Raw genomic sequence first — 23,098 nt, 5'->3', positions numbered from 1 at the left:
GGACTGCATGATAGAGAACTAATCGTATTAAGTTTATGTGAATTGTCCCACAAAAATCAACCGATATCGCTTTGTTCGGTCATTTAGATAACACCTTTCTGTCTTTTACTCTATTCGGAATGCACCACCAGGAAAGTATGGAGCCAATCAAGCTGATGAATCCGGCAAACAAAAAACCACCATTTAGGCCAGTCCATTTGCCGATCCAGCCTGCTATAAAGGGCCCCCCAAACATACCGAGTGAATAGATAGACTGGAAAAAACCCATAGCGGTTGCCCGCTGCTCTGCAGGTATCGACCGGATAGAAAGGCTCATCAAAATCGGCATCAAAAGGCCCTGACCAAACCCGTTCAGCATTTGCGTGGCGACCAGCGAGACAAAATGGTGCGTAAAAGGGATGCTGATTGTGCAAAGGGTAACGACAACAAATCCAGTAATAATCTTTCTCCGCTCCCCAAGACGATGTACGATCACGGACCCGCTAATGTATCCAGCTACAGCGTTTGGAAGCATCGTAAGGAGCATAAGAATGCTTATATCCGCTTTTGAAACACCAATTGCTACTGCGTGCAGGGGTATAAAGCCAAACATCGTTGTGAATACAACACTTTGCACAAGAACGGCGAGAGCGGACACACCCAGCAACAGTCGATTTTCCCCTACCTGCAGCAAATTTTTTATTTTTATTGTTTCTCGCTTTGCGGGCAATGGATTTTCTTTAATCTGCACTGCGAAAAAAAGACCGATTAGACCCCCAGCGGCTCCAACATAGAACGGAGCCGCCCAGCCGAGGTATTCTACTAAAAATCCACCCGACGTAGTCGCCAGCAGCTGACCCATACTGTTGTAAAAACTGATAATGCCCATGGATTTCGCTGTTTCATGATCTCTAAAATAGCTGGCAAAAAGAACTGTAAATAACACCCAGCTGGCTGCCGCACAACCTGCTAATGAACGGAAGAGAAGCACCAACCAGACATTCGGGCTTAGGGCCAGGCCTACACTGCTTACGGCAGCGCATGTAATGCCAGCCAGAATAAACACCTTTCGCCGGCCCAATCGATCCGACCAGATGCCTAAAGGAATCCGCAATAACATTTGTGTCAATCCATAGCTTCCTATTACAAGCCCGACCATAAACAAGGAACCGCCCAAATGTTCAACGTAGGGAGAGAGAATCGGAACATATGTATACATCGAAAACCAGTATAGCGTAACCACCAAATAAAAAATGACTTTCATCCGCTTATTTGCTAGATCCAGACCCATTAATTTGCCTCCTGTATTATCTAATCTAACACAATAAGGGTGTTTTGATGGCAGGTAATTCTCAATAATTCCATTGTGGGCGACAATGGAATTGAATAAAAATTTCAACTTGTTTTATGGAAATCTCTCGGTAAAGCTTCTTTGAGAACATTCATGGATTTTTTAACACCTGTAAGTGATTCCATAGTCAAATCTTCCATTTCAAGTACGACAGGTCCTACATACCCAGTCATTTTTACAACCGTAAAAAATTCCTTCCACCAACTGGCTTCAAATCCCAACTCGACACATGTATCAAGCATTTCCTCAAATGACATGTATCCTAGAATATCGGTTACCACACCAACCTTATTCATCTTAATTACCTCCCTATCAAGAAGTAAAGAAATAAACAGCTTTTAAAAAGCCGTTTTGTAAAAAAAGGGCGCCCACAGGTTTACGACGGGGACGCCCTCTTCCCTTATGCTTTTTGGCTTGTTTTAAACTCTCTCATTTTGCTTTTGACTGTGGCTACGATTGCCTCTTTACCTGGTGTTATAATCGCCCGAGGCTCATATACTTTCTCATCCGTCGCCAAAACTTCCCGAATCGCCTGCGCCCAGGCTTGTATGCATTCTGTGTTGACATTAATTTTGGCGTGCCCAAATTCAATCGCCTTCTGGATTTGATAATCAGGTATTCCTGAGCCTCCATGAAGAACAAGCGGTACATCCGTCAATTCAGAAATTCGTTTCATCTCATCAAAGCCCAGTTTGGGTTCCCCCTGATAGGGTCCGTGAACTGAACCAAGGGCAGCCGCCAAAGCATCTATCTCCGCTTCTTTTACAATCCGTAAACATTCATTGGGGTCGGCGTATTTTATTCCGCCAACCAGCCCATCTTCCATGCCTCCGACTGTTCCAACTTCCGCTTCTACAGATACTTGTCTTGGATGCGCATAGTCAACAACCTGTTTGGTCATAGCAATATTCTTAACAATGGGATAATGGGATCCGTCGAACATAACCGATGTAAACCCGGCATCAATAGCCTTTTTACAGCGTTCAAAACTCATTCCATGATCGAGATGCAGCACAACCGGAACAGTTATTGACATTTCTTCTAGAAGGCCTTTAACTATTGCAGCAATTGTCTTAAAGCCCCCCAAATGATCGACAAGTCTGTCAGAAGCAGCCAATATGACTGGTGCACGCTCTTCTTCAGCGGCTTGCAAAAAAGCCTGTGCCGATTCGAGATTATTGATATTGTATTGGCCGACAGCGTAATTGCCTTCCTTCGCTTTAAGCAGCATGTCTTTCATTGATATTAAAGACACTAACATGCACCTCCCATTCGTAAAGCGTATCTATCTTACACTTATATTGGCTGTAGGTCGTAATGCTTGGATACCACTTTAACCGTTGTTTCTTTTGCTACTTTAATGGCTACTTCAGCATCCATTTTATAGTATTCCGGCCGGAATAACTCAACGGAGACAACTTCTGAGAATCCGATTTGCTTCAGTGTCGACAAAATGCTGTCTAAATCAATAGCACCGAGCCCAGGCCATACCCGATCTTCATCCGTCAGAAAGCCGATGGGAAAATCCTCCGTATCGTCGATATGCAGAATAAAGATTTTGGACCCATCCGCTTTTTTTAGATCTTCCAAATCGGATCCCATGGCGTGGAAGTGAAAACAATCGAGCACTAATCCTACATTCTCCCGATTAACGGTTTCGACTATATCGTAAGCCTGGCCAAATGTATTGACTGTGCATTGTGGATGTCCCACAAATTCCACTGCAATTTTTACTCCATACGGCTGTGCGATATCGGATAGCTCTTTGAGGACGTGTACACAACTGCTCTTGATATGTTGTTTTAAAATTTTCTGCTGCGTTACGAGCGGCACCGCCACCACATATTTGACGCCCAGCTTCTTTGCTGCTTCCATCATTTCTTTGAATTCGTTGATGATTTGTTTGTATCCGGCCTCGTCGCGGTTATTGAAAAACACTAAAGCGTTGAATGCCAGCGGCTTAATATGATGTGTGCGGAAGAATTCCGCCAGTTGATCCAGAGAATTCTCTTTTAAATACTCAGGTAATTTATCCATGGTGCGGATTTCAATGTAGTCGTATCCTTGTTTGTCGCACAACTCCAGATCTTTGGCCAGATTGGAGTTTTCCAGTGTCGTAGCCTGGTTAAAACAAAGTTTCATCGTAACTCCTCCACTCTTTTTTATTCAATGCCTAGTCCATCTTTCATTTTTTGCAGCATGAATTTACTAGATTCATCCGCTTTATCAATCCAGGCAAATACGGAATTTGTCGCAATACCATCAAATTCCATCTCTCTTAATTTCCTGAAGATGGTATGGAAATCCACTTCACCTTCTCCAATATTCAAGTGCTGGTGAATGGTAGCTTCGACACCCGGAGGATTGACAATATAGCGCAGTCCCTGGGCAGCTTTATGGTTGAATGTATCAGCAAATAACACATGTGTCAGGCGGTCTCCTGCATAGTCAAACATTGGGGCAATATCGCCGACTCCATCATCGTAATAAAAGGTGTGCGCTGTTGAATAAACGAGATTGATCCATGAACGATCAAGTGCACGGATCATATCGACAGCCCCTTGATTGGTCTCGATAAAATCATATGGATGTGCTTGTAGGTTCAATTTCACCCCTTCTTTTTCGAAAACCGGGATTAACTCATCCATGGATTTAATGAATTTTTCCTCGCACACAACCGCATCATATTTTGATCCGTTAAATTCACTGTTCATTAAATCAACATCTAATTCTACAGCAACTTCAATGGCACGCTTCCAGTTTCTAACCGCAGCCTGGCGGCGGTCTTCATCCGGACCTGCCCAGTAGTAGAGAGGCAGCAGGGATGAAATTTGTACCCCGGCGTCTTTTAGCCATGTCTTGAGGTTTTTGATTTGCGCTTTATCTACTTTTGGATATTTGTAGAAGGGGCAAAAATCCTCACGGGGCGATAGTTCGATATAGTCATAGCCTAATTCAGCCGTTTTATCAACCATTTCTTTCAAAGACAATTTCGTATACATAGTTGGGTCTAAAGCGAGTTTCATCATCATTCCTCCGTCACAGGGTAATTTTTTATCAGATTTCTAAAACGGAAATATTAAACGATTTGGGCTTTTTCATTTCTATAAAAGTTTGGCTTTTCCACTAATGTGACAGCTTCTTTCTCTCCTGTTTGCTGCGCTTTCACACAAGCATCTGCTGTCACAGCTGCAATGTAGCCATCCCATGCAGTCGGACCATTTGGCTCACCCTTTTGTTTGATCGAATCCATAAAATCCTGCAATTCTTTGTCGTAAGCATCAATGAAACGCTGTTTCCAATCCATCAGAATATTTGTTCCAAGCTTCGCTTCCTTTCGGGTGATGATACTTGCAACTTCTGGCAGATGGACAATGCCTTCTTCGCCAATTACTTCACATTGAATGTCGTAACCGTACTGACAGTTTACAAATACTTCTACATGAATGATAATGCCGCTATTTGTTTCCATCATGACAATTTGCGGATCCTGCAAGTGGGCGGATGCAAGTATTGTTTTCTTCGGAAATACGACTTGGACAGATTTGTAATCATCGTTAATGAGCCAGTGAAGCACATCAATTTCGTGAATCAACGTGTCAGTAATCGCCATATCTGTTGTGTAGTTTTGATCAACGGTTGGATTTCTGTGTGCGCAACGGATCATTAGAGGTTCACCGATATAATGACTGTCAATCGCTTGTTTCAGTTGGACATATCCACTATCATAGCGGCGCATAAATCCAACCTGGACTAGACGCTTTCCTTGTTTTATTTCTGCCTCAACAATTCTCATGCACCCTTCTGCTGTTGTTGCTAAGGGTTTTTCGCAGAATACATACTTTCCAGCTTCAATAGCAGCAAGCACGCTTTGTTCATGGGCAGGCCCCCAGCTTGTTACCAGTACAGCATCAACATTATGATCCGCTACAAGCGCTTTATCATCTGGATGCACAACGGCATCCAAACCGAATTGTTCAACAGCTGTTTTTGCCGCATCCTGATTGACATCGGTTACAGCGACAATCTTGCCGCCGGCTAACGTGTTTGTAATTCTTTTAATATGCTCTCTACCAATCGCGCCTGTTCCTATCACACCAATTTTTAAAGTCATGTTCATTTCCTCCTCATTTGGTTGTTTGTACGATCATCCTTTAATTTGTTTAACTCTAACGTCCAGTTCATTAAAATAAGGGGCCTGGCTACTTCCTGCATCGTGGGTACGAAAGTTATGTTCTAACTGCTCTAGTGTGAATTCGCTAGTCTCAGGTAGGTATTTCTTCACGAAAGCGATTGCACAAAGCCCCAGCGCTACGAACACGAAGAATGTTGTAGACAAACCGACTTTATCGAGCAATACCGGGAACAACAGGCCAATAAAGAAATTTACGATCCAGAGGCAAAACACTGTCACGCCCATCCCGAGGCCTCGCATCCGCAGCGGGAATATTTCCGAGAGCATAAGCCATGTTACCGGTGAAATAGCTCCCTGCTGGAAAGCAAGAAATGTGACGGTGAGGGTAAGCATAACGTATGGAAGCGCGGGAGTTCCCTTAAGCATAAGTGAGAATATCCCAATGAGCAGAAGTGCCGTCGTAGTTCCTATCAGGCCAGTCATAAGCATGGGGCGACGGCCTACTTTGCCAAGGAGCCAGATGCCGGCGAAAGTTGCTAAAACCGAGATGAGGCCATTAGCGATGTTGCCGATAAGCGCGGCTTCTGTTTGAAAGCCTGCATCTTTCAGGATTTCCGTTCCATAGTACATAATTGAGTTGACGCCGGTAATTTGCTGTACGACGGCAATGCCAATCCCGAGAAATACGATGCGGCGCACCCACGGCACAGCCAGATCTTTAAGAGTTGCTTTCTTAATCTCCGACTCTTCAACAAATGTTGCCTCAATATCTCTTAATTCCGATTTAGCCCGTTTCTCCTCGCGTATTTGCCGGAGGACATTCAGGGCATCTCCATTTTTTCCTTTTGATACAAGCCAGCGTGGACTCTCCGGCACTTTTATCATCCCAAAGAACAGAAAAACCGCTGGAAGGGCTGCAATAACGAGCATGTATCGCCAAACATGCGAGCTGTCACCCATTGTATTTCCCATTACCGCGTTTAAGATGAAGGCTAACAATTGTCCGGTGACAATCATCAGCTCGTTCTGGGTCACCATTCGGCCCCGGCTCTCCGCAGGCGACATTTCCGCTAAATAGGTTGGAACCGTTACGGATGCGCCTCCCACTGCAAGCCCCAGCAAGAAACGGCAAACAACCATAACTGTAACGTTTGGCGCGAGGGCGCATCCAAGTGTGGCAATAAAGAACAACACAGCTAGATGAAGAATGTTTTTGCGGCGGCCACTATAATCCGATAGCCTGCCGCCGAAAACGGCACCGAGCGCGGCCCCAAGAAGAAGTGAACTCGTTACAAGCCCCTGGGTGATAGAGTTGAGATTCAACTGATCCGCTTTAGACATATAAGGCAGGGCACCATTGATCACACCAGTGTCGTAGCCGAAGAGAAGCCCACCAAATGTGGAAACTAAGATGATGGTACGCAAAAACGACTTTTGGTTTACCTGTTTAGCCATGTCTATTTCCCGCCCTTTCTGTTAACAATGAAGAAGCAATTTTTCATCTATATATTTCCTAGTCAATAACGCATATTCTAATGGATGAGCTACAGAGGGATCCTGTTCTGCTTCAATGACAATCCATCCTTTGTAGTTATGATCCAGCAGGGTTGTGTAAGGTTGTGTAAAATCAATGCACCCATCGCCGGGCACTGTAAACATGCCGCACAAGAAGGATTGCACAAACGACTTTCCTTCTTTTTTGCATTCCTCAAGCACTTTTTTTCTGACATCTTTAAAATGGACATGTTTAATTCGGTCGATGTGCTTGTTTAATAGGGTCATATAATCGCCATCGGATACGTAAATGTGGCCTGTATCATAAAGTAAATGGACATCGTTTGGATCAGTGTTTTCCATCAGCCGGTCAATTTCGGCCATTGTTTGGACACCTGTCCCCATATGATGATGATAGACTAATTTAAGGCCATATTGCTCCGCAACTTTTCCCAGTTCATTTAGTCCACTGCACAACTTTTCCCATTCGGCATCAGTGAAGCAAGGCTTTTCTGCAAACACGTTTTTCTGTGTACTCTGCACACTGTAAGTTTGTTCACATACCACAGCTACATTGGCATTGACTTCATGCAAATACTGGCAATGTTTGTGAAATTTCTGCGTTGTCTCTTGAATGCCATCTCGAATGATATAACTGCTGAACCACTGGCCTGCTATTTTCAAGTTTCGAAGTTTGAGTTCTTTGTTTAATATTTTGGGTTCCGGAAAAAAACCGCCAACTTCAGTCCCTTGAAAACCTGCCACGACAATATCGCTTAACAGGTGCTGCAAAGTATTATCCGCACCGATTTCGGGCAAATCGTCATTGCGCCAGCCGATGGGGGCAATTCCCCAAACAATCGTTTGATCTCTCATGATCTGTCCCCTACTTTTAATAATGTTTTGCATACGTTAATCTCTGTTGTTTGGCCTCAAATGCTTTTTGCACACTCTCTTGTTCGGAAACTTCAGCAACACCCACATGCCACCAGGCTTCATAGCCACCTGTCATTGTCTTTGGAAGCACTTTCATTTCTATTAAAGTGGATACACGCTGTTTCCTGGCATCTTCAAGGGCCGTTTTCAGTTCTTCGGCCGTATTCGCGCGATATGCTTTTGCTCCGTATCCTTCCGCCACTTTTGCATAGTCAATGTTGAGGATGCCATTGTTATGTGTTCTAAATTCACAGAAATAGCTGCCGCTGCCATGTTCCATTTGCAGATTATTAATACAGCCAAATCCCGAATTATCAAATAAAAGAATGTTTATCTTTTGATTATATTGAATGGCTGTAATGAATTCTGAGTGCATCATCAGAAAACTGCCATCACCTACCATGGCGTAAACTTCTCTGTCGGGATGGGCTAATTTTAAGCCCAGTGTTCCTGAAACTTCATGCCCCATACAAGAGTATCCGTATTCAACATTGTAGGTGTTAGGCACAGTTGGGTACCACAGCCGCTGCAGATCTCCAGGCAGGGATCCCGCCGAACCAATGATGAGACTGTCAGGCTCAATCGTGTCATTAATTGTAATCAAGGCTGTTGTTTGGGCGAATTCCGTTTTTAATGCATCCGCATATTCATTCAATACTACTTGCGAGAACTGACCTTTAATCTCTGGATTGAAGTTGTCGCGGCTAAATCTCACATTGCTTAGCCGCTCACGTTCTGCCAGCCATTCTTCTTTTAGTTCCGTAATCGTGTCACCAAATTCACTCTTGTATCCCTCTAACAATGGAGACAATTGCTCTAACGTTGTCCTTGCATCTGCAACAACCTGAAAAGCATCCAATTTATAGGCTTGCAAACGGCTGACATTGATGTTTAAGAACTTTGTTGTATCAAAGTCGAAAGCCGTTTTGGATGATGTGGTGAAATCGGTGTACCGCGTGCCGATGCCAATAATGAGATCGGCCTGGCGTGCCGCTTTATTGGCTGCCAGTGTGCCGGTAATTCCCATGCCGCCCAAATTATTTTTAAATGTGGCCTCAACGGTTGATTTGCCGGCTTGTGTCTCCACCAGCGGAATATTGTGGTTTTCTGAAAAGGTTACTAAAATATCGCGGGCTTCGGAATATTTTGCACCTCCGCCGACGATGATCAGCGGCTTTTTGCTGGCATTAATTAATTCTGCTGCACCGGATAATTCACGTTGGGTCGGCAATTTGCGATCCAGATAGTGTACCCGTCTTTCAAAAAATTTCTCATCGAAATCAAAGGCTTCCCCTTCAACATCCTGTGAAATGCAGATGGTCGCCGGACCTGCTTTTCCAGGATCCGTCATCACTTCAAATGCACGAATCAAACTTGACATCAACTGCTCAGGACGTGTGATGCGGTCCCAATATCTCGAAACCGGCTTGAGGGCGTCGTTTGTGGTAACCGCTGCGCTGTATTCCTGTTCCACCTGCTGCAAAACCGGATCAGGCTGGCGGGTAGAAAACGTATCCGCCGGCAGCAGGAGTACTGGAATATTGTTAGAAAGGGCTGTACCTGCTGCCGCTGCGAGATTAGCCGCCCCCGGCCCAACTGAAGTCGTTACGGCATAGATTTTTTGCCGGAGCATTTGTTTGCTGTAAGCAATGGCCGCGTGTGCCATCCCTTGTTCATTCTTTCCCTGGATAACGTTTAGATGGCCCGGATCCTGTTCAAGCGCCTGACCAATCCCTAAAACGTTTCCATGTCCGAATATAGTGAATATCCCTTCTACAAAAGCAGATTCGTTGCCGTCAATACAAATATATTGCTGATTCAAAAACTTGATTAAAGCTTGCGCCGTTGTCAATCGAATGGTTCCCATCAGTTTCTCACCTCTAACTCAATTGTTTCATTCCAGATCTTTCGGCTATAAATTGCTCAATTTCTTCTGCTGATGGCATAGCTTCTGAAGAACTATGTTTGCTCACAACAATAGAAGCTGACGCGCTACCATATTTTAAAGCGGTTTGGATGCCTTTTCCGCGGATTAACGCATATAAGAAAGCTGACGCGTACGAATCACCTGCACCGAAAGTCTTCAAAACTTTTGTCGGATAGGCTTCACCTTTTAATGTTTCTCCTGATTTTGTATAGGCATAGGATCCTTGTACACCATGTTTAATGATGATCAGTTGCGGACAATGATTAAACAAGTAGCGAATGGTATTTTCGTTTGATCCATCTTGTATATTTTCCATCACATCGTATTCGTCCCTTGTACCAATCACAATATCCGCCTGTTCTGCAACCAGCGAATAATAAACAGCTGTTTCATCAGCGTTGTTCCAGGAATAAGGGCGGTAATCCAATTCAAAAATCACTGTAACCTCGTTCTTCTTAGCCAGGCTGACTGCTTTTAACACCGCTTCACGAGACGGGCTTTTTGATAGGGCTGTGCCGGAAACCAACAGTGTTCTTGATTTTTTTATGTAATCTTCCTCAACCTCTGAAGGCGCGAGATAGAGGTCTGCTACATCCTGGCGGTACATTAAAATACTGCAATCTTCCGGGCTCTTAATCTCTGTGAAAGTCAAACCTGTTTTATGTCCTTCTTTGTCTACTACTAGATTTGATGTATCAATTCCGACGCCGCGCATATACTGCTCGATAAAACGCCCATGCTGGTCATCTGAGATTTTGCCGATAAATCCGGCCCTCAAGCCTAATCTAGAGCTGCCAATTGCAATATTTGCAGGAGAACCTCCCACATATTTTGTAAAGGTCATCGTTTCTTCCATTGGACGATTGTATTCTGTTGCATTTAAATCGATGCATGCACGGCCAATCGCAATCACATCATATTCTCTCTCAACATCAAATTCACATTTCATTCCAGTAACAACTCCTTGGTTTTTCTGTTAACGACTGACTATCCATTCGTGATCCGGATCATTGTAGAATTTCCAAATGCGTTTGGGGCCTGCCATGACATTTAAGTAATAGGACGTATAACCATCTGGAACACCAACTGGATGATATCCTGCCGGCACCATCACGACATCGCCGTTTTCAACGGTCATGGTTTGATCGATGGAACGATCATCCGTGTAGACTCGTTGGAAGACAAATCCTTGTTGTGGATTCATTTCATGATAGTAAGATTCTTCTAAGAAGGATTCGTCTGGCAAGTTATCCCGATCATGCTTATGCGGTGGATAACTGGACCAATTGCCGCTTTCAGTGAAAACTTCGACAACCAGCAGACTATTGGCTGATGGATCCGAATCAGGCAAAATATTGTGCACCAAACGTTTATTGTTGAGTATGCCTCTGTGTTCGATGCCAATCTCTGACGCTTTAATCAGTTTTGTAGGCAGTTGTCTATCAGAAGGCGAATAGCATAGGGCCACGCGGGCCTGGGTCACGCCCTCTATTTCATACTTGCGGTCATTGGATACATATACACTGTCTGTAGGTATCTTCTCGAAGACGCTTTGACGAGTGCCGAGGTTTTTGAAAGTTTCTTTGCCATCTGAGACATTTATTTTTCCTGTTAGGGCAACAATGCAACATTCTTTCTTCCCTAACGATTCTGAATATACGGATTCCAGTGCGATATCCACTATTTTAAAGCCAACATACTCCAACGGAGAATTTTCTGCTAATACTTCCTGGACAACCGTAACTCCTGGTGAAATTTCGTTTTTTTCTGGTTTTCGGAGCAATTTGTTCATGTATACCTCCTAAGTTACGCAAGCATTTGCACAAGCGCTTTCTCAACTTATTTTCTATTTTAAACTCAGATAATTTAGATTGCAATAGCAAAATGCCTAAAAATATAACTTAGTTTAAATTTATTGAACTTTTTAATAACATCAGTAAAATCTCATGCTAACAACAAAACGCAGAACGCTAATCTATAAAGAGAATAGCGTTCTACGTTTGCTTCTGTCTTTACTTCTATTCAGAAATCTATTCGTTTCCCTCTCCCGTACTTTGATTGAATCCAATAAACTTAAAGAGTGGCAGATCTGAAATAAAGAAAATGGGCAACCGCTTTACCAAATGAGTTTAATAGTTCTCCAGGGGGTCGACAACACAACGGACTTTTTACATGCCTCGATGCGGACGGTTCATAGAAATCATTGGAATTCTCACACCTCTATTTTCTTCTATTTTTTCTGGAATCGATGAGGACAGCTACCGTGATAATGGCCCCTTTTAAAATTTGCTGCCAGTATGAGGATACATTTAGCTGATCCAACCCATTATTCATTACCCCAATGATGAGAGCGCCGATAATGGTACCGCCAATCGTGCCAATCCCTCCAGAAAGACTCGTTCCGCCAATAACCGCCGCTGTAATCGCATCCATCTCATACATTAGCCCTGCTGTTGGCTGACCGGATGCAATTCGGGAGGTTAGAATGATACCGCCAACAGCGGATAATAGGCCGGCAAATCCATAAATTAATATCTTGAATTTGTCTACGTTAATACCTGCAATGACTGCTGCTTGTTCATTTCCGCCTATCGCGTACACACGTTTGCCAAATTTGGTTTTGTTGAGAAGGATATAAGAAATGACCCCAACCAGGCCAAAAATGATGACAGGAACCGGAATACCGAGCAAATCCCCTTGGCCAATAAACTGAAAGGAATCGGATAAATCCCCAACCGGTCTCCCATCGGTTAATAGCATCGCCGCGCCTCTTGCCGCTGTCATCGTACCCAAGGTAACGATAAACGGGGCAATGTTTCCTTTTGCTATAATCGTTCCGTTGACCACACCCACGAGGAGGCCAATACCAAGACCGATGACAATGGTTAGAATCAGAGGATAGCTTCCTGGATGGGCAAAAGTTGCCACAGACACAGACACGAGCGCGATAACTGAGCCAGACGAAAGATCGATCCCTGTGGTGATGATGACCATGGTAACACCCATGGCTACGATCCCCACTACTGACATTTGCCTGACAATGTTAAGCAAGTTATCAGAGGTTAAAAAGTTCGAAGACAAAACGGACATGAAAATCATTAATGCGATTAAAATCAACAGCATGCCGAAGCGGCTTATAACCTGTGAAAGCCTTCCTTTTAAATTGTTCCGGCTAATCCCAGCACTTTTTTTAGTTTCAGTGACATTTTGGTTTTCGCTGACAAATGTAACTTCGCTGTTCATCTTTATTCCCTCCAAAATCTTCTTAGGTTAATTGGTCACTAATTCACCGGTCGCCAATTGCATGATTTTCTCCTGTGTCGCATCTTCTCGCTCCAATTCACCCGTTTTTCTTCCATCATGCATGACGATAATTCTGTCGCTGACACCCAAAACTTCCGGCAGCTCTGAGGAGATGACTATAATCGCTTTTCCTGCTCTCGCCAGTTTAAAAATGAGGTTATAAATTTCAGATTTGGCGCCTATGTCTATCCCTCTTGTCGGCTCATCTAAAATCAATATTTCAGGATCACGAAGCAGCCACCTTGCAATGAGTGCTTTTTGTTGGTTGCCCCCGCTCAAAAACTGTATCTTTTGGTTTAAGCTTGGCGTTTTGATTGCCAGCTGGCTGTTTTGCTTTGTGCAATCAGCTTTAATTCGTTTGTGGTTAAGGAAACCTCGTTTCGAATATCTATCTATATTCACAGTAATCATATTGTCCTGAACGGATAGCGGCAGGAATAATCCCGTTGATTTTCGATCTTCAGTCAATAAACCCAATCCGTAATTTATTGCATCGCGTGGAGAGCGAATCGCAGCTTTTTTACCATGAATGTAAATTTCACCTGAATCAATTGGGTGAATGCCAAAAACGCTTTCTAGTGTTTCAGTTCTTCCGGAACCCATCAGCCCGGCGAATGCTACGATTTCGCCTTTTCTCACCTCAAAACTGATATTTTCAAATTTTCCTTTTTTTGATATATTCCTGACTGAGAGAGCTACATCTCTGATTTCTGCCGGCTTCTTATTAAATATTTGATTTAATTCCCTGCCTACCATCATTTGGATCAGCTGTTCTTTTGAAATATGTTCACTAGGTTTGGTTCCTACATACTTCCCGTCTCTAAGCACAGTGAATTCGTCGGTAATTTGAGATAATTCATCCATTTTATGGGTAATGTAAATGATGGATACGCCGTCTTTTTTGAGGGCCCGGATAATAGCAAATAAGTGGCTAACTTCCTTTTCGGTTATGGCAGAAGTTGGCTCATCCATAATGATTAATTCCGACTCATATGAAACCGCTTTTGCTATCTCAACCATCTGTGTGTTTGCGATGCTTAATTCTGCCATCTTTGCATTTGGATTAATGTCAATATTTAATCGCTCAAAAAGTTCTCGTGTTTTTTCTACAAGCCTTTTGCTTTTGACCCAACCAGAAAATGGATAGCTGGGTTCTCTACCCAAAAATATATTTTCAGCAACAGTCATGTGGGGTATTGGGCTGAGTTCCTGATGAATCATGGAAATCCCTTTATCAAGAGCATTTTTGATATTTGATAGTTTTAATTCCTCGTTGTTAAAAGTAACAACACCTTTATCAGGGGTATAAATGCCAATTAAAATTTTCATCAGCGTTGATTTGCCAGCTCCGTTTTCCCCCATTAAAGCATGCACAGTGCCCTTCTTTACCTTTAGCTGCACATTGTCTAGCGCCTTTACACTTGGAAACTCTTTCGTTATGTTTTCCATTTGTAAAATATACTCTGTCCGCATACCCTTCCCCCATTTCCGGTAGTATAGAGAAGTTTGAAAGGGCACTGTGGCGGAGATGCCTTTCTAATGCCCTTTCAGTTAAGGCAGCTAGATTACTGCCATTTCTTCACATATTCTTCTACATTGTCTTTTGTTACCAATTCATACGGAATATAGTTGAACTTTTCTACTTTTTCCCCTTTTGCCGCTTTGATAGCCGTTTCAAGGCCAGCTTTTCCTTGTCCTCCTGCATTTTGGAACACGGTTATTTTTAATTTGCCGGATTTTACATATTGGAGTGCATCCGGTGTCGCGTCGATTCCTGCGAAAAGAATATCCTTCTGTTTGCCAACAGCTTCGGCAGCCATGATGGCTCCAATCGCCATTTCATCGTTGTTGGATACAACAGCATCGATTTTCTTGCCGGAGTGAAGCCAGTTTTCCATCAGTGTCATGCCTTTAGCTCGGTCCCAGGATCCTGTACCTTCTAACACAATCTGCATGCCTGGATTCTTTGCAACGACTTGCTTATTCCCTTCTGTTCGCTTGATTTGAGCTTCCTGGCCCATCTGTCCATTCATAATGGCAATGTTTCCTTTGCCATTAAGTGTTTTTGCAATCGCTTCCATTTGTATGATGCCTGACTTCACAGATTCGGAACCAACGTAAGCTGTAGCTTTATCAACCCCATCATACATGCGGTTAACAACAACAATTGGAATGTGGGCCTTATTTGCCTGGCTGACCATATCTTTTACAGAAACTGTATCTACCGGAACAATCATAATGGCATTCACTTTCTGAGAAATGAAATTTTCTACTTGTGCTAATTGCTTACTTGCATCATTTTGTGCATCAACATACGTTACATCCACATCTGGTTGTGTTTTCTGGTAATTTTTCATGCCATCCTGCAAGTAGCTGAGCCATTTATCACTAAAATCAGGAAGGGCAGCGCCAATCACAACTTTTTTGTTCTGACCCTGGCCGCTTGATCCCGACGCTGAACCTGATGTGTTAGACGTTTTGCTTGCGCACCCAGTGAAAACAAGCAGACAGCCAATAACCAACGCGAATAATAGACTTTTCTTTGAAAATAGCATGATAGACCCCCTCAAAAATTTAACAATATAGCAGCCTATTACTTTTACCGATTGAGAGATCGCTTGCACTATAGGCGTATTTAAGCATGAATTTTTTCAATGCGTACCGGATTGCCCGTTATGAATGATTGCGTGGCGGCTAATGCCACTTCCATATTAATTTTTGCATCGACCTCGGTTACAGCCGGTTTCACGTTGTTTTGGACACAATCAATGAAATGAACAAGTTCTAATACGTAGGCGTCTTTGAAACGGGTTTGAAAATCAGGTACAATTTCGTGGGTCGCTCCAGTTGTGTTTAAGAACGTAACATGTTGATTGCGAAGCGTACCTATGAAAAGGGAACCTTCTGTGCCAACAATTTCAGTTCGAATGTCGTGTCCGTATAAGGCGTTGCGGCTGGCTTCAATATCTCCCGCCGCCCCTGAATCAAATTCAACATATGTTAGAGCCTGATCCACATCATTGAACTCTTTCATAAACGGATTTCTCAAAATTCTTCCGTGGGCTGACACAGAGGTGATTTCTGCTCCCATTAAATATCGGGCAATATCGTAGTCGTGAATGGAACAGTCAAGAAAAATACCGCCACTATGTTTGATGAATTCAGCCGGAGGGCACTCCAAATCCCGTGTTATTCCCTTCATGTAGATCGGTTTTCCGATGTCACCAGCGGCGATTCTTCTTTTTGCATCAGCGTAGGCGGGGTCGAATCTTCGCATGAATCCAACCTGACAACTTACGTTATTTTCCTTGATTGTGTTAATAGTATTTTCTGCTTCTTCAATGGTTTGCGTTAGAGGCTTTTCTACAAAAATTTGTTTTTTGCATATAGCTGCCCTCTGTATCATCTCTGCATGGGTACTTGTTGGTGTGACGATAACTACGGCCTCTATGTTTGGATCTTCAAAGGCAAAGTTAGGGTCGGTTGACCACTTTTGTACACCCAACTCTCTTGCCACCTGTTCAGCTCTTCCGGGCACTGGGTCTATCACAGCAACGAGCTCAGCACCATGGACTTGTGTAACCATATTTTTCGCATGATGATAACCAAGGCGCCCTAATCCTAGGACAGCACAACGGATTTTACCCAAATTAAACACATCCTTTTTTAAAAAGTTTTTAAAAATTTTTGCTAATTAAAATCATTGTTTTGTTAATAGGCAATGGCAGCCGTTAATTGTGCAAACCATATGTACAACCAACCCTTCAACTTTTAAAAGCATTTAACATTCATCTGGTATAAAAGCGCTTCCATAAACGGGTGCTGCTATGCCAATTTTGCTCACGCCTCCTCTCATACAGTCACTATTTCCTAATTTGTTCTATACCCATAATTGGTTTATTTGCGCAAGCGCTTTCTCTAACTTGTTTTCTATTTTAAACGGTGATAATTTAGATTGCAATACTATTTTGTTAAAAAAAATTTATTTAATTATAATTTACAGAATTTTTTTAACATAAAATCTGCGGATACGATAAGATTGCCGTTCAAATAGGCACAAAAAAACTGCCTGGGCAGCTTTATAGCAGGCAGTTGTAAGAAGAGAAAGCTCTCTAATGTGAGTGGAGAATTCCCTATGTGGAAATGCACATCATGGCATGAATGGGTGTACACGTTAAACGGTAACCACAAGGTTAGGAGGCGTGCGATGCTGAAGAGCTTCAAGCAGATTAAAAGCAGCAAGTTTCGCCATCTTCATTCGCGTGGTAACACTTGCGCTCCCAATGTGCGGAAGAGCCGTAACGTTAGGGAGTTGTAACAGTGGATGAGTGAGCGATACAGGTTCCTGCTCAAAGACATCCAACCCAGCTGCATATATCTTCTTTTCCAGCAAGGCCTGGTATAGCGCCTCTTCGTTTACGATGCCACCACGCGACGTGTTAATAAGAATGGAGGTGGGCTTCATCAGTGCTAATTCTTTATACGAAATTAAATCATGCGTCTGAGGGGTGTATGGCGTCAAGACGACTACAAAATCCGATTCTGTAAGCAGATCGTCAAGTTCACGGTACGCGGCACCTAACGTTTCTTCTGCTGCGATTTTCCTCTTTCGATTATGGTACAGCACATTCATTTTAAATCCTTTGGCTCGACTGGCAACAGCCTCACCAATATCCCCCATGCCGATAATCCCAAGGGTTGCTCCGAATATATCCTGGCCTGTTAAACCCATGGGAGACCACGTCTTCCATTTTCCTTCTTTCACATAATTGATTGACTCTTCAAATCGGCGCGCGGTCGCAATGAGCAATCCAAAAGTAAGGTCTGCGGTTGTCTCGGTAAGCACACCTGGCGTATTGGTAACCTGAACGCCTTTACTTTTCGCTGCCTGAATGTCAATGTTGTTATAGCCAACCGCCATGTTGCTTACAACCTTCAGATTGCGGCCTTTGCCTAGCAGGCGCTCATCTATTGTTTCAGTAAGGAGGCACAGCAATCCATCCACTTCTTCTATCTCTTCCGCTAAAATTTCGGGTGGGACAGGCTCGTCTTCCTTATCCCACATTCTTACCTCACATTCATTCGATAAATAACTGATAATCACGTCAGGCAGTTTTCTCGTGACATAAATTTTTGGCTTCATAACGATACTCCTTTGAAAGGGGATAGACCGCAAACGGTTGAGCTCTCTTATTGATGGAGAAAATGAGGTGTCCTCTTTTCGATAAAGGCACTTACGGCTTCTTTTACATCATACGTTTCATGAACACCGTAAAAAAGGTCTTTCCCTGCTTCAATAAATGATTCAGGGGCGGCATCGTACATGTTAACGGCTTGCTTGATCGTTTGCAGGGCTACCCCTGGCAAATTGGCCATATATTGTGCAAGTTCTTCCGTATAGCGCAGCCCTTCTAAATCCGACACCACTTCAGAAGCCAGGCCGCATTGCAGAGCCGCACCTGCAGCAATCGGTTTGCCGGTTAACACCAGTTTCATGGCATAACTATGTCCAACAATGGCAATTAATCGTTCGAGCCCGCCATTGCCCGGAAAAACGCCGCGAAGCACTTCCGGGTACCCCACCTGTGCCTTCGAAGAAAAAATACGGATATCAAACGCACTGGCTAACTCTGCCCCACCGCCTAAAGCCTTGCCCTGTATATAGGCAATCGTGGGCTGCGGCGTATCGATGACGGATGCTAACATCTCGTGCCCGCGCAGCCACACATCGCCCGCGGTTTTGTTCTGAATGCGTTCAGGAAACTCCTTCAAGTTCGCACCACAACAGAAATGATCGCCATTGGTATGGAAGAAGATCACACGAACTGATGAATCGTTGGCAATGCGTTTAAAGGTATGGGTGATCTCTTCCTTGACTTGCTCAGAGAGTATGTTTAAGGGGGCGTGATCGAGACAAACCTCCGCTATTCCACCGTGAATCGATACATGAACATTCATATCTCTATAAGCTCCCAATTTTTTGTTCTGCTGGCCATTCATACAATTCGGAAGTCATGCCGTTTTCGTTCTTGACAATTCGAATGCTTCTTTTCCAGTTCGAATCATTTTTATGCGGGAAATCCTCGCGATAATGGCAGCTCCTGCTTTCTTTTCTTTCAAGGGCAGATAACGCAATAGATTTAGCGGTAATGATCATGTTACGTAAATCCAATGATTCTTTAATTGTTTGAGCAGATACAGCGAATTTGCCCTGTTCTAGGTCTTGCTCTGTTTCAACCAGGAAGTTCCATAACTCAGTTAATCGTTTTTCATCTCGAATAACCAGACAGTTGCGATACATGTTTTTTCGAAGTTCATTAATGGTTTCCTTTACAATGATTGTACCCTTTTCACTGCGCCTAAGCCACGTATGAATGCGCTGCAATTCCTGCTGGCACAGGTCCGCAGAGGCAGTCACCGCACCGGCTGCTGCAGCATAATCCGCAGCGGCTTTTCCGGTTCGGTAGCCAAAAATCTGGCCTTCAGCAAGGGAGTTTCCGCCTGGGCGGTCAGGGCCGCGCAACCCGCCGGCCGTTTCGCCAGCTATGAATAAACCCTGCACGTCTGTTTCGCCGTCAACCGTTGAAATTTGTGCTCCGCCATTCATACATTGGGCAACAAGCCCGATTTCAAATTTGTCGGTGTGTACATCGATGCCTTTCGACTTAAGTACACGTTTCGTCTTAGGCATTTTTTCTTCGACAATGGCTTCTGAACCAGGTGCCATTTCACACCAGACGCCTCCATGTGGAGAAGGGTTTTTCTCAAATTCTCGCTGAATTAATGTATCCAGGTAGAACGAATGGTTGGAAACGGTGAAAGGAAAGGCTTTGTGATTATAAACATCCTTTACATCGATTTCCGCCGGCAGATTATTCTCCAGGAAACGTTCACCCATCTCGTTAGATAAAATCGGATGGGTCTTCCAAACCGGGCCGGAAAGGAGGGTAACAGGCGGGTTAATAAGTCCGGGTCCAATCTGCACGAACTCCATATTGACAAGTGGAATTCCCAGCTGATAGGCCATCGCGTACCCATCACCGGTCATGTCAGGGGTGCCGACCCCATATGTATAGAGGAAATGCGCGCCGCCGCATGCCAGGATGACAGATGGCGTTTGATAAAATACGAATTCATTGCTGACGGTATCCAAGGCGATAGCGCCCACGATGCGCTTGTACTCGTCGGTTACCAATTGGAATACCATCATCTGTTCATCAATTGGTACCTCTCTCGTTTTCAATTCCCTGGCGATAATGTTTAAGATATGTCTGGCCGTAACGCCATTAACGCGGCAGGTTCGGGGATAGGTGGCGAAATCACTCATTCCCTGGACAAGCTTTCCATTTTTTTGCTTATCAAAATCAAGCCCTAACTCGATCAGATCATTAATCCGTTCTGGCGCATCTTCAGCCAGTGTTCGAACAAGTTTCGGATCAATGAACCCGCGGCCCGCGTCCATGGTGTCCTGGTAGTGAATCTCCGGTTCATCCCGTTCATCTCCATGCCCGATCGCGGCAGCTATCGCAAGCAATTCGGAAAAAGCGGTGGCAGTTGATCCGCTTTTTAGCCAGGAAGACTTCACAGCCATGCGTACAGTGGCCCCGTTTTGGGAAGCGGTTAAGGCGGCCTTAGCCGCCGCACCACCGCCGCCTACCACAAGAACATCTGTAGCAATCGTTTTTGCTATCTTTATTTCTTCCATAGTAGTCACCCCTCCTTTTTACCTTATTCTTTGAAAAGATCGGCTTCCATTTCTTTCAGATCCGGTGAGATGTTGACTTTAAAATCAATATAGGCGAGGATGTCTCTATCAATGTCCATCCCTGGTGCATATTCGATTAATGTCAATCCCTGTTCTTCGAGCCTGAATACGGCACGTTCCGTTAAATAGAGAACTTCCTGTTTATTCTTCAAGGCCATTTGGGCGTTAAATGTTAATTGTTCAACCTTTGGAATGAATTTTTTGTGCTTGCCCTCTTGTATAATCTTCATCTTTCCGTTTTCAATAGAAAGGTCTAAACCGCCGCTGGTTAACGTTCCGCAAAACATAATCTTTTTGGTTTTATGGGTGATGTCTATGAAACCGCCGGAACCGCGGAACACCCCATTAAACATGCTCACGTTAACGTTGCCGCTGCTGTCGATTTGTGCAAAACCTAAGAGCGAAGCGGATAAGCCACCGCAGTGGTAGAAATCAAATACTTGAGGTGAACTAATAATGGAGGAAGGATTGATGTGGGCGCCAAAAACCTCCTCACCCATCGGGATTCCGCCAACAGCCCCATGCTCGAGGGAAAATGTAACCTTATCAAAAAATCCCTCTTCTATCGCCAATTGAGGCAACCCTACAGGAATCCCCACACCCAGATTTATGACATCCCCATCCTGCAATTCCTTAGCCGCCCTTCTTAAGACGACTTTTTTGGAATTGAGAGGAAGCGGTTTATATACTTGTTCTAAAGGCAATTTAACTTGCCCTGTCCAGCTCGGTTCATCAGCTTCAAGCAGGCTTTGCTTCTGATCGGGATCAATGACAACGGCATCGACTAGCATGCCAGGAATGGCCACATCGCGCGGATGCAGGGTGTTATTGGCAACCACCTGTTTCACCTGAGCGATTACGTACCCTCCGCTAGCTTTGGCTGCCATCGCCATCTCTAAACCGCTTAAGGTAACCGGTTCATTTTCCAATGTGATATTTCCGCTTTCATCTGCTATTGATCCGCGAATGATAGCCGCATGGATAGGAATAGAAGGGTAGAATAAGTGCTCTTCGCCATCAATTTCAATCACTTTTGAAACATTATCAGTTGTTTTAGCATTAAGTCGACCGCCGTCGTAGCGGGGGTCTACATACGTATGCAGGCCAACTTTTGTTATGAGGCCAGATTCTCCTGCAGCCATACCCCGTATCCAATGAAAGATCGTACCCATTGAAAAACCATACGCCTCAATATCATTATCGCGGATCATTTGGGTAAGCCGAGGCCCCTCTTTTACGTTAAAGCTGCCGCTAATTAATCTTTTGAGCATGCCTCGATTGGCAACATGCTCTAAACCGGTACTTTCATTGCGGCTCCAGCCAACTCGCACAGGTGTTATAACGGTTAAATCTCTGGGTTCCCCGGTTGAGATAAACCGATTTTCAAGTTCAGCCATCACTTTTTCCGGGCAAAGCACCGAGATCAATCCGCCGATCGTTATGTTTGCACCGTTTGGTATGTTACGGACAGCTTCCTCGAATGAGATTACTTTTGATTGAATATCTTGCTTGCTTTTTGAAGCTGACGGCATCATCGTTTCGCCCCTTTGCTAGATGTCATATTTGCGGAGATCAAATAGGTCGACGGTCAAATGGCCATCATGGAGCTGTGCAATGATTTCTTTCTCCGCATTCACCTTTTCTTCAGCCTTGATGACAATATCTTCAAGCCGGTTACCAGGAATGACCACCACTCCATCTGCATCTCCAAGAATAATATCGCCCGGGTTTACGGTAACGCCCCCAACGATTACAGGAACACCAAGCTTCCCCGCATTTTTCTTATCCGTTTTTTTGATGGAAATCCCTCTTGTAAAGAGCGGGAATTGCATATCTATGATTTGCTGGGTGTCTCGCACACTTCCATCGACGACAAGTCCTGCTACCTGCTGCTGCTTGGCGGCTACGGTTAAAATTTCGCCCCATGCTCCCCCTTCGTAATGATTGCTCATAGAGGCAACGATTACGTCTCTCGGCTGTGCCTTGGACACAGCCAGATGAAGCATTAAATTATCACGTGGTGGACATTGAACCGTAAGAGCGGGCCCACAGATCTTATGGTTGGATGCTAAGGGTTTAATCCCGTTATCCATGGCAAAGCTATTATCCATTAAACAATCCGATACAATCGCTGAATCAAATTGTGAGAGCCTTTCAATGAGTGCAAGTTGGTGTTTGTTTTCCTGTACTCTTACCATCGTTATCCGC

Annotated in this window: 20 protein-coding genes; all 20 read right to left on the bottom strand. The window is 44.1% G+C overall.

Annotated elements, in window-relative coordinates:
* Positions 1-79 precede the first annotated feature (79 nt).
* The gene (locus PP175_RS11215; RefSeq protein ID WP_272442872.1) at positions 80-1,270 is read right to left on the bottom strand and encodes an MFS transporter; all 1,191 of its coding nucleotides are present in this window, start codon (positions 1,268-1,270) and stop codon (positions 80-82) included.
* A 104-nt stretch (positions 1,271-1,374) separates the two neighbouring features.
* Positions 1,375-1,626, bottom strand: coding sequence for a hypothetical protein (locus tag PP175_RS11210; protein WP_272442871.1), 252 nt, complete (start codon positions 1,624-1,626; stop codon positions 1,375-1,377).
* A gap of 104 nt (positions 1,627-1,730) precedes the next feature.
* Positions 1,731-2,585 (bottom strand): class II fructose-1,6-bisphosphate aldolase, encoded by an 855-nt coding sequence (gene fba, locus PP175_RS11205; RefSeq protein ID WP_272442869.1) that lies wholly within the window; start codon positions 2,583-2,585, stop codon positions 1,731-1,733.
* Between the two features lie 41 nt (positions 2,586-2,626).
* The gene (gene iolI, locus PP175_RS11200) at positions 2,627-3,472 is read right to left on the bottom strand and encodes a 2-keto-myo-inositol isomerase (RefSeq protein ID WP_272442868.1); all 846 of its coding nucleotides are present in this window, start codon (positions 3,470-3,472) and stop codon (positions 2,627-2,629) included.
* Positions 3,473-3,492: 20 nt separating this feature from the next.
* Positions 3,493-4,356, bottom strand: a complete 864-nt coding sequence (locus PP175_RS11195; RefSeq protein WP_272443244.1) for a sugar phosphate isomerase/epimerase family protein — start codon at positions 4,354-4,356, stop codon at positions 3,493-3,495.
* Between the two features lie 53 nt (positions 4,357-4,409).
* The gene (locus tag PP175_RS11190; RefSeq protein WP_272442866.1) at positions 4,410-5,444 is read right to left on the bottom strand and encodes a bifunctional inositol 2-dehydrogenase/D-chiro-inositol 1-dehydrogenase; all 1,035 of its coding nucleotides are present in this window, start codon (positions 5,442-5,444) and stop codon (positions 4,410-4,412) included.
* A 33-nt stretch (positions 5,445-5,477) separates the two neighbouring features.
* On the bottom strand, positions 5,478-6,920 hold the full coding sequence (locus PP175_RS11185) for a sugar porter family MFS transporter (RefSeq protein WP_272442865.1): 1,443 nt from the start codon (positions 6,918-6,920) through the stop codon (positions 5,478-5,480).
* Between the two features lie 21 nt (positions 6,921-6,941).
* Positions 6,942-7,835, bottom strand: a complete 894-nt coding sequence (gene iolE, locus PP175_RS11180; RefSeq protein ID WP_272442863.1) for a myo-inosose-2 dehydratase — start codon at positions 7,833-7,835, stop codon at positions 6,942-6,944.
* Between the two features lie 16 nt (positions 7,836-7,851).
* Positions 7,852-9,762 carry a 3D-(3,5/4)-trihydroxycyclohexane-1,2-dione acylhydrolase (decyclizing) gene (iolD, locus tag PP175_RS11175; protein ID WP_272442862.1) on the bottom strand — a complete coding sequence of 637 codons (1,911 nt, stop codon included), beginning with the start codon at positions 9,760-9,762 and terminating at the stop codon, positions 7,852-7,854.
* 13 nt (positions 9,763-9,775) lie between these two features.
* On the bottom strand, positions 9,776-10,771 hold the full coding sequence (gene iolC / locus PP175_RS11170) for a 5-dehydro-2-deoxygluconokinase (protein WP_272442861.1): 996 nt from the start codon (positions 10,769-10,771) through the stop codon (positions 9,776-9,778).
* Between the two features lie 27 nt (positions 10,772-10,798).
* On the bottom strand, positions 10,799-11,614 hold the full coding sequence (gene iolB / locus PP175_RS11165; RefSeq protein WP_272442860.1) for a 5-deoxy-glucuronate isomerase: 816 nt from the start codon (positions 11,612-11,614) through the stop codon (positions 10,799-10,801).
* Positions 11,615-12,042: 428 nt separating this feature from the next.
* A complete protein-coding gene (locus PP175_RS11160) occupies positions 12,043-12,945 on the bottom strand; it encodes an ABC transporter permease (protein ID WP_442870461.1) in 903 nt (300 codons plus the stop codon).
* A gap of 147 nt (positions 12,946-13,092) precedes the next feature.
* Positions 13,093-14,598, bottom strand: a complete 1,506-nt coding sequence (locus PP175_RS11155; RefSeq protein ID WP_272442857.1) for a sugar ABC transporter ATP-binding protein — start codon at positions 14,596-14,598, stop codon at positions 13,093-13,095.
* Between the two features lie 92 nt (positions 14,599-14,690).
* A complete protein-coding gene (locus tag PP175_RS11150) occupies positions 14,691-15,680 on the bottom strand; it encodes a sugar ABC transporter substrate-binding protein (protein ID WP_272442855.1) in 990 nt (329 codons plus the stop codon).
* 80 nt (positions 15,681-15,760) lie between these two features.
* Positions 15,761-16,774, bottom strand: coding sequence for a Gfo/Idh/MocA family oxidoreductase (locus tag PP175_RS11145; RefSeq protein WP_272442853.1), 1,014 nt, complete (start codon positions 16,772-16,774; stop codon positions 15,761-15,763).
* 525 nt (positions 16,775-17,299) lie between these two features.
* Complete coding sequence (locus PP175_RS11140) at positions 17,300-18,268, bottom strand: 2-hydroxyacid dehydrogenase (protein ID WP_272442851.1); 969 nt, start codon at positions 18,266-18,268, stop codon at positions 17,300-17,302.
* Positions 18,269-18,315: 47 nt separating this feature from the next.
* Positions 18,316-19,083 carry an enoyl-CoA hydratase/isomerase family protein gene (locus PP175_RS11135; protein ID WP_272442849.1) on the bottom strand — a complete coding sequence of 256 codons (768 nt, stop codon included), beginning with the start codon at positions 19,081-19,083 and terminating at the stop codon, positions 18,316-18,318.
* A 4-nt stretch (positions 19,084-19,087) separates the two neighbouring features.
* Positions 19,088-20,830: an FAD-binding protein gene (locus PP175_RS11130; RefSeq protein ID WP_272442848.1), complete on the bottom strand. Its 1,743-nt coding sequence runs from the start codon at positions 20,828-20,830 to the stop codon at positions 19,088-19,090.
* A 23-nt stretch (positions 20,831-20,853) separates the two neighbouring features.
* A complete protein-coding gene (locus tag PP175_RS11125) occupies positions 20,854-22,425 on the bottom strand; it encodes an acyl CoA:acetate/3-ketoacid CoA transferase (RefSeq protein ID WP_272442846.1) in 1,572 nt (523 codons plus the stop codon).
* A gap of 15 nt (positions 22,426-22,440) precedes the next feature.
* Positions 22,441-23,088: an RraA family protein gene (locus tag PP175_RS11120; RefSeq protein ID WP_272442844.1), complete on the bottom strand. Its 648-nt coding sequence runs from the start codon at positions 23,086-23,088 to the stop codon at positions 22,441-22,443.
* Positions 23,089-23,098: the final 10 nt, after the last annotated feature.

It is taken from the genome of Aneurinibacillus sp. Ricciae_BoGa-3, from assembly GCF_028421645.1.
Taxonomy (GTDB): Bacteria; Bacillota; Bacilli; order Aneurinibacillales; family Aneurinibacillaceae; genus Aneurinibacillus_B.
This window is presented reverse-complemented; position numbering and strand designations above follow the sequence as displayed.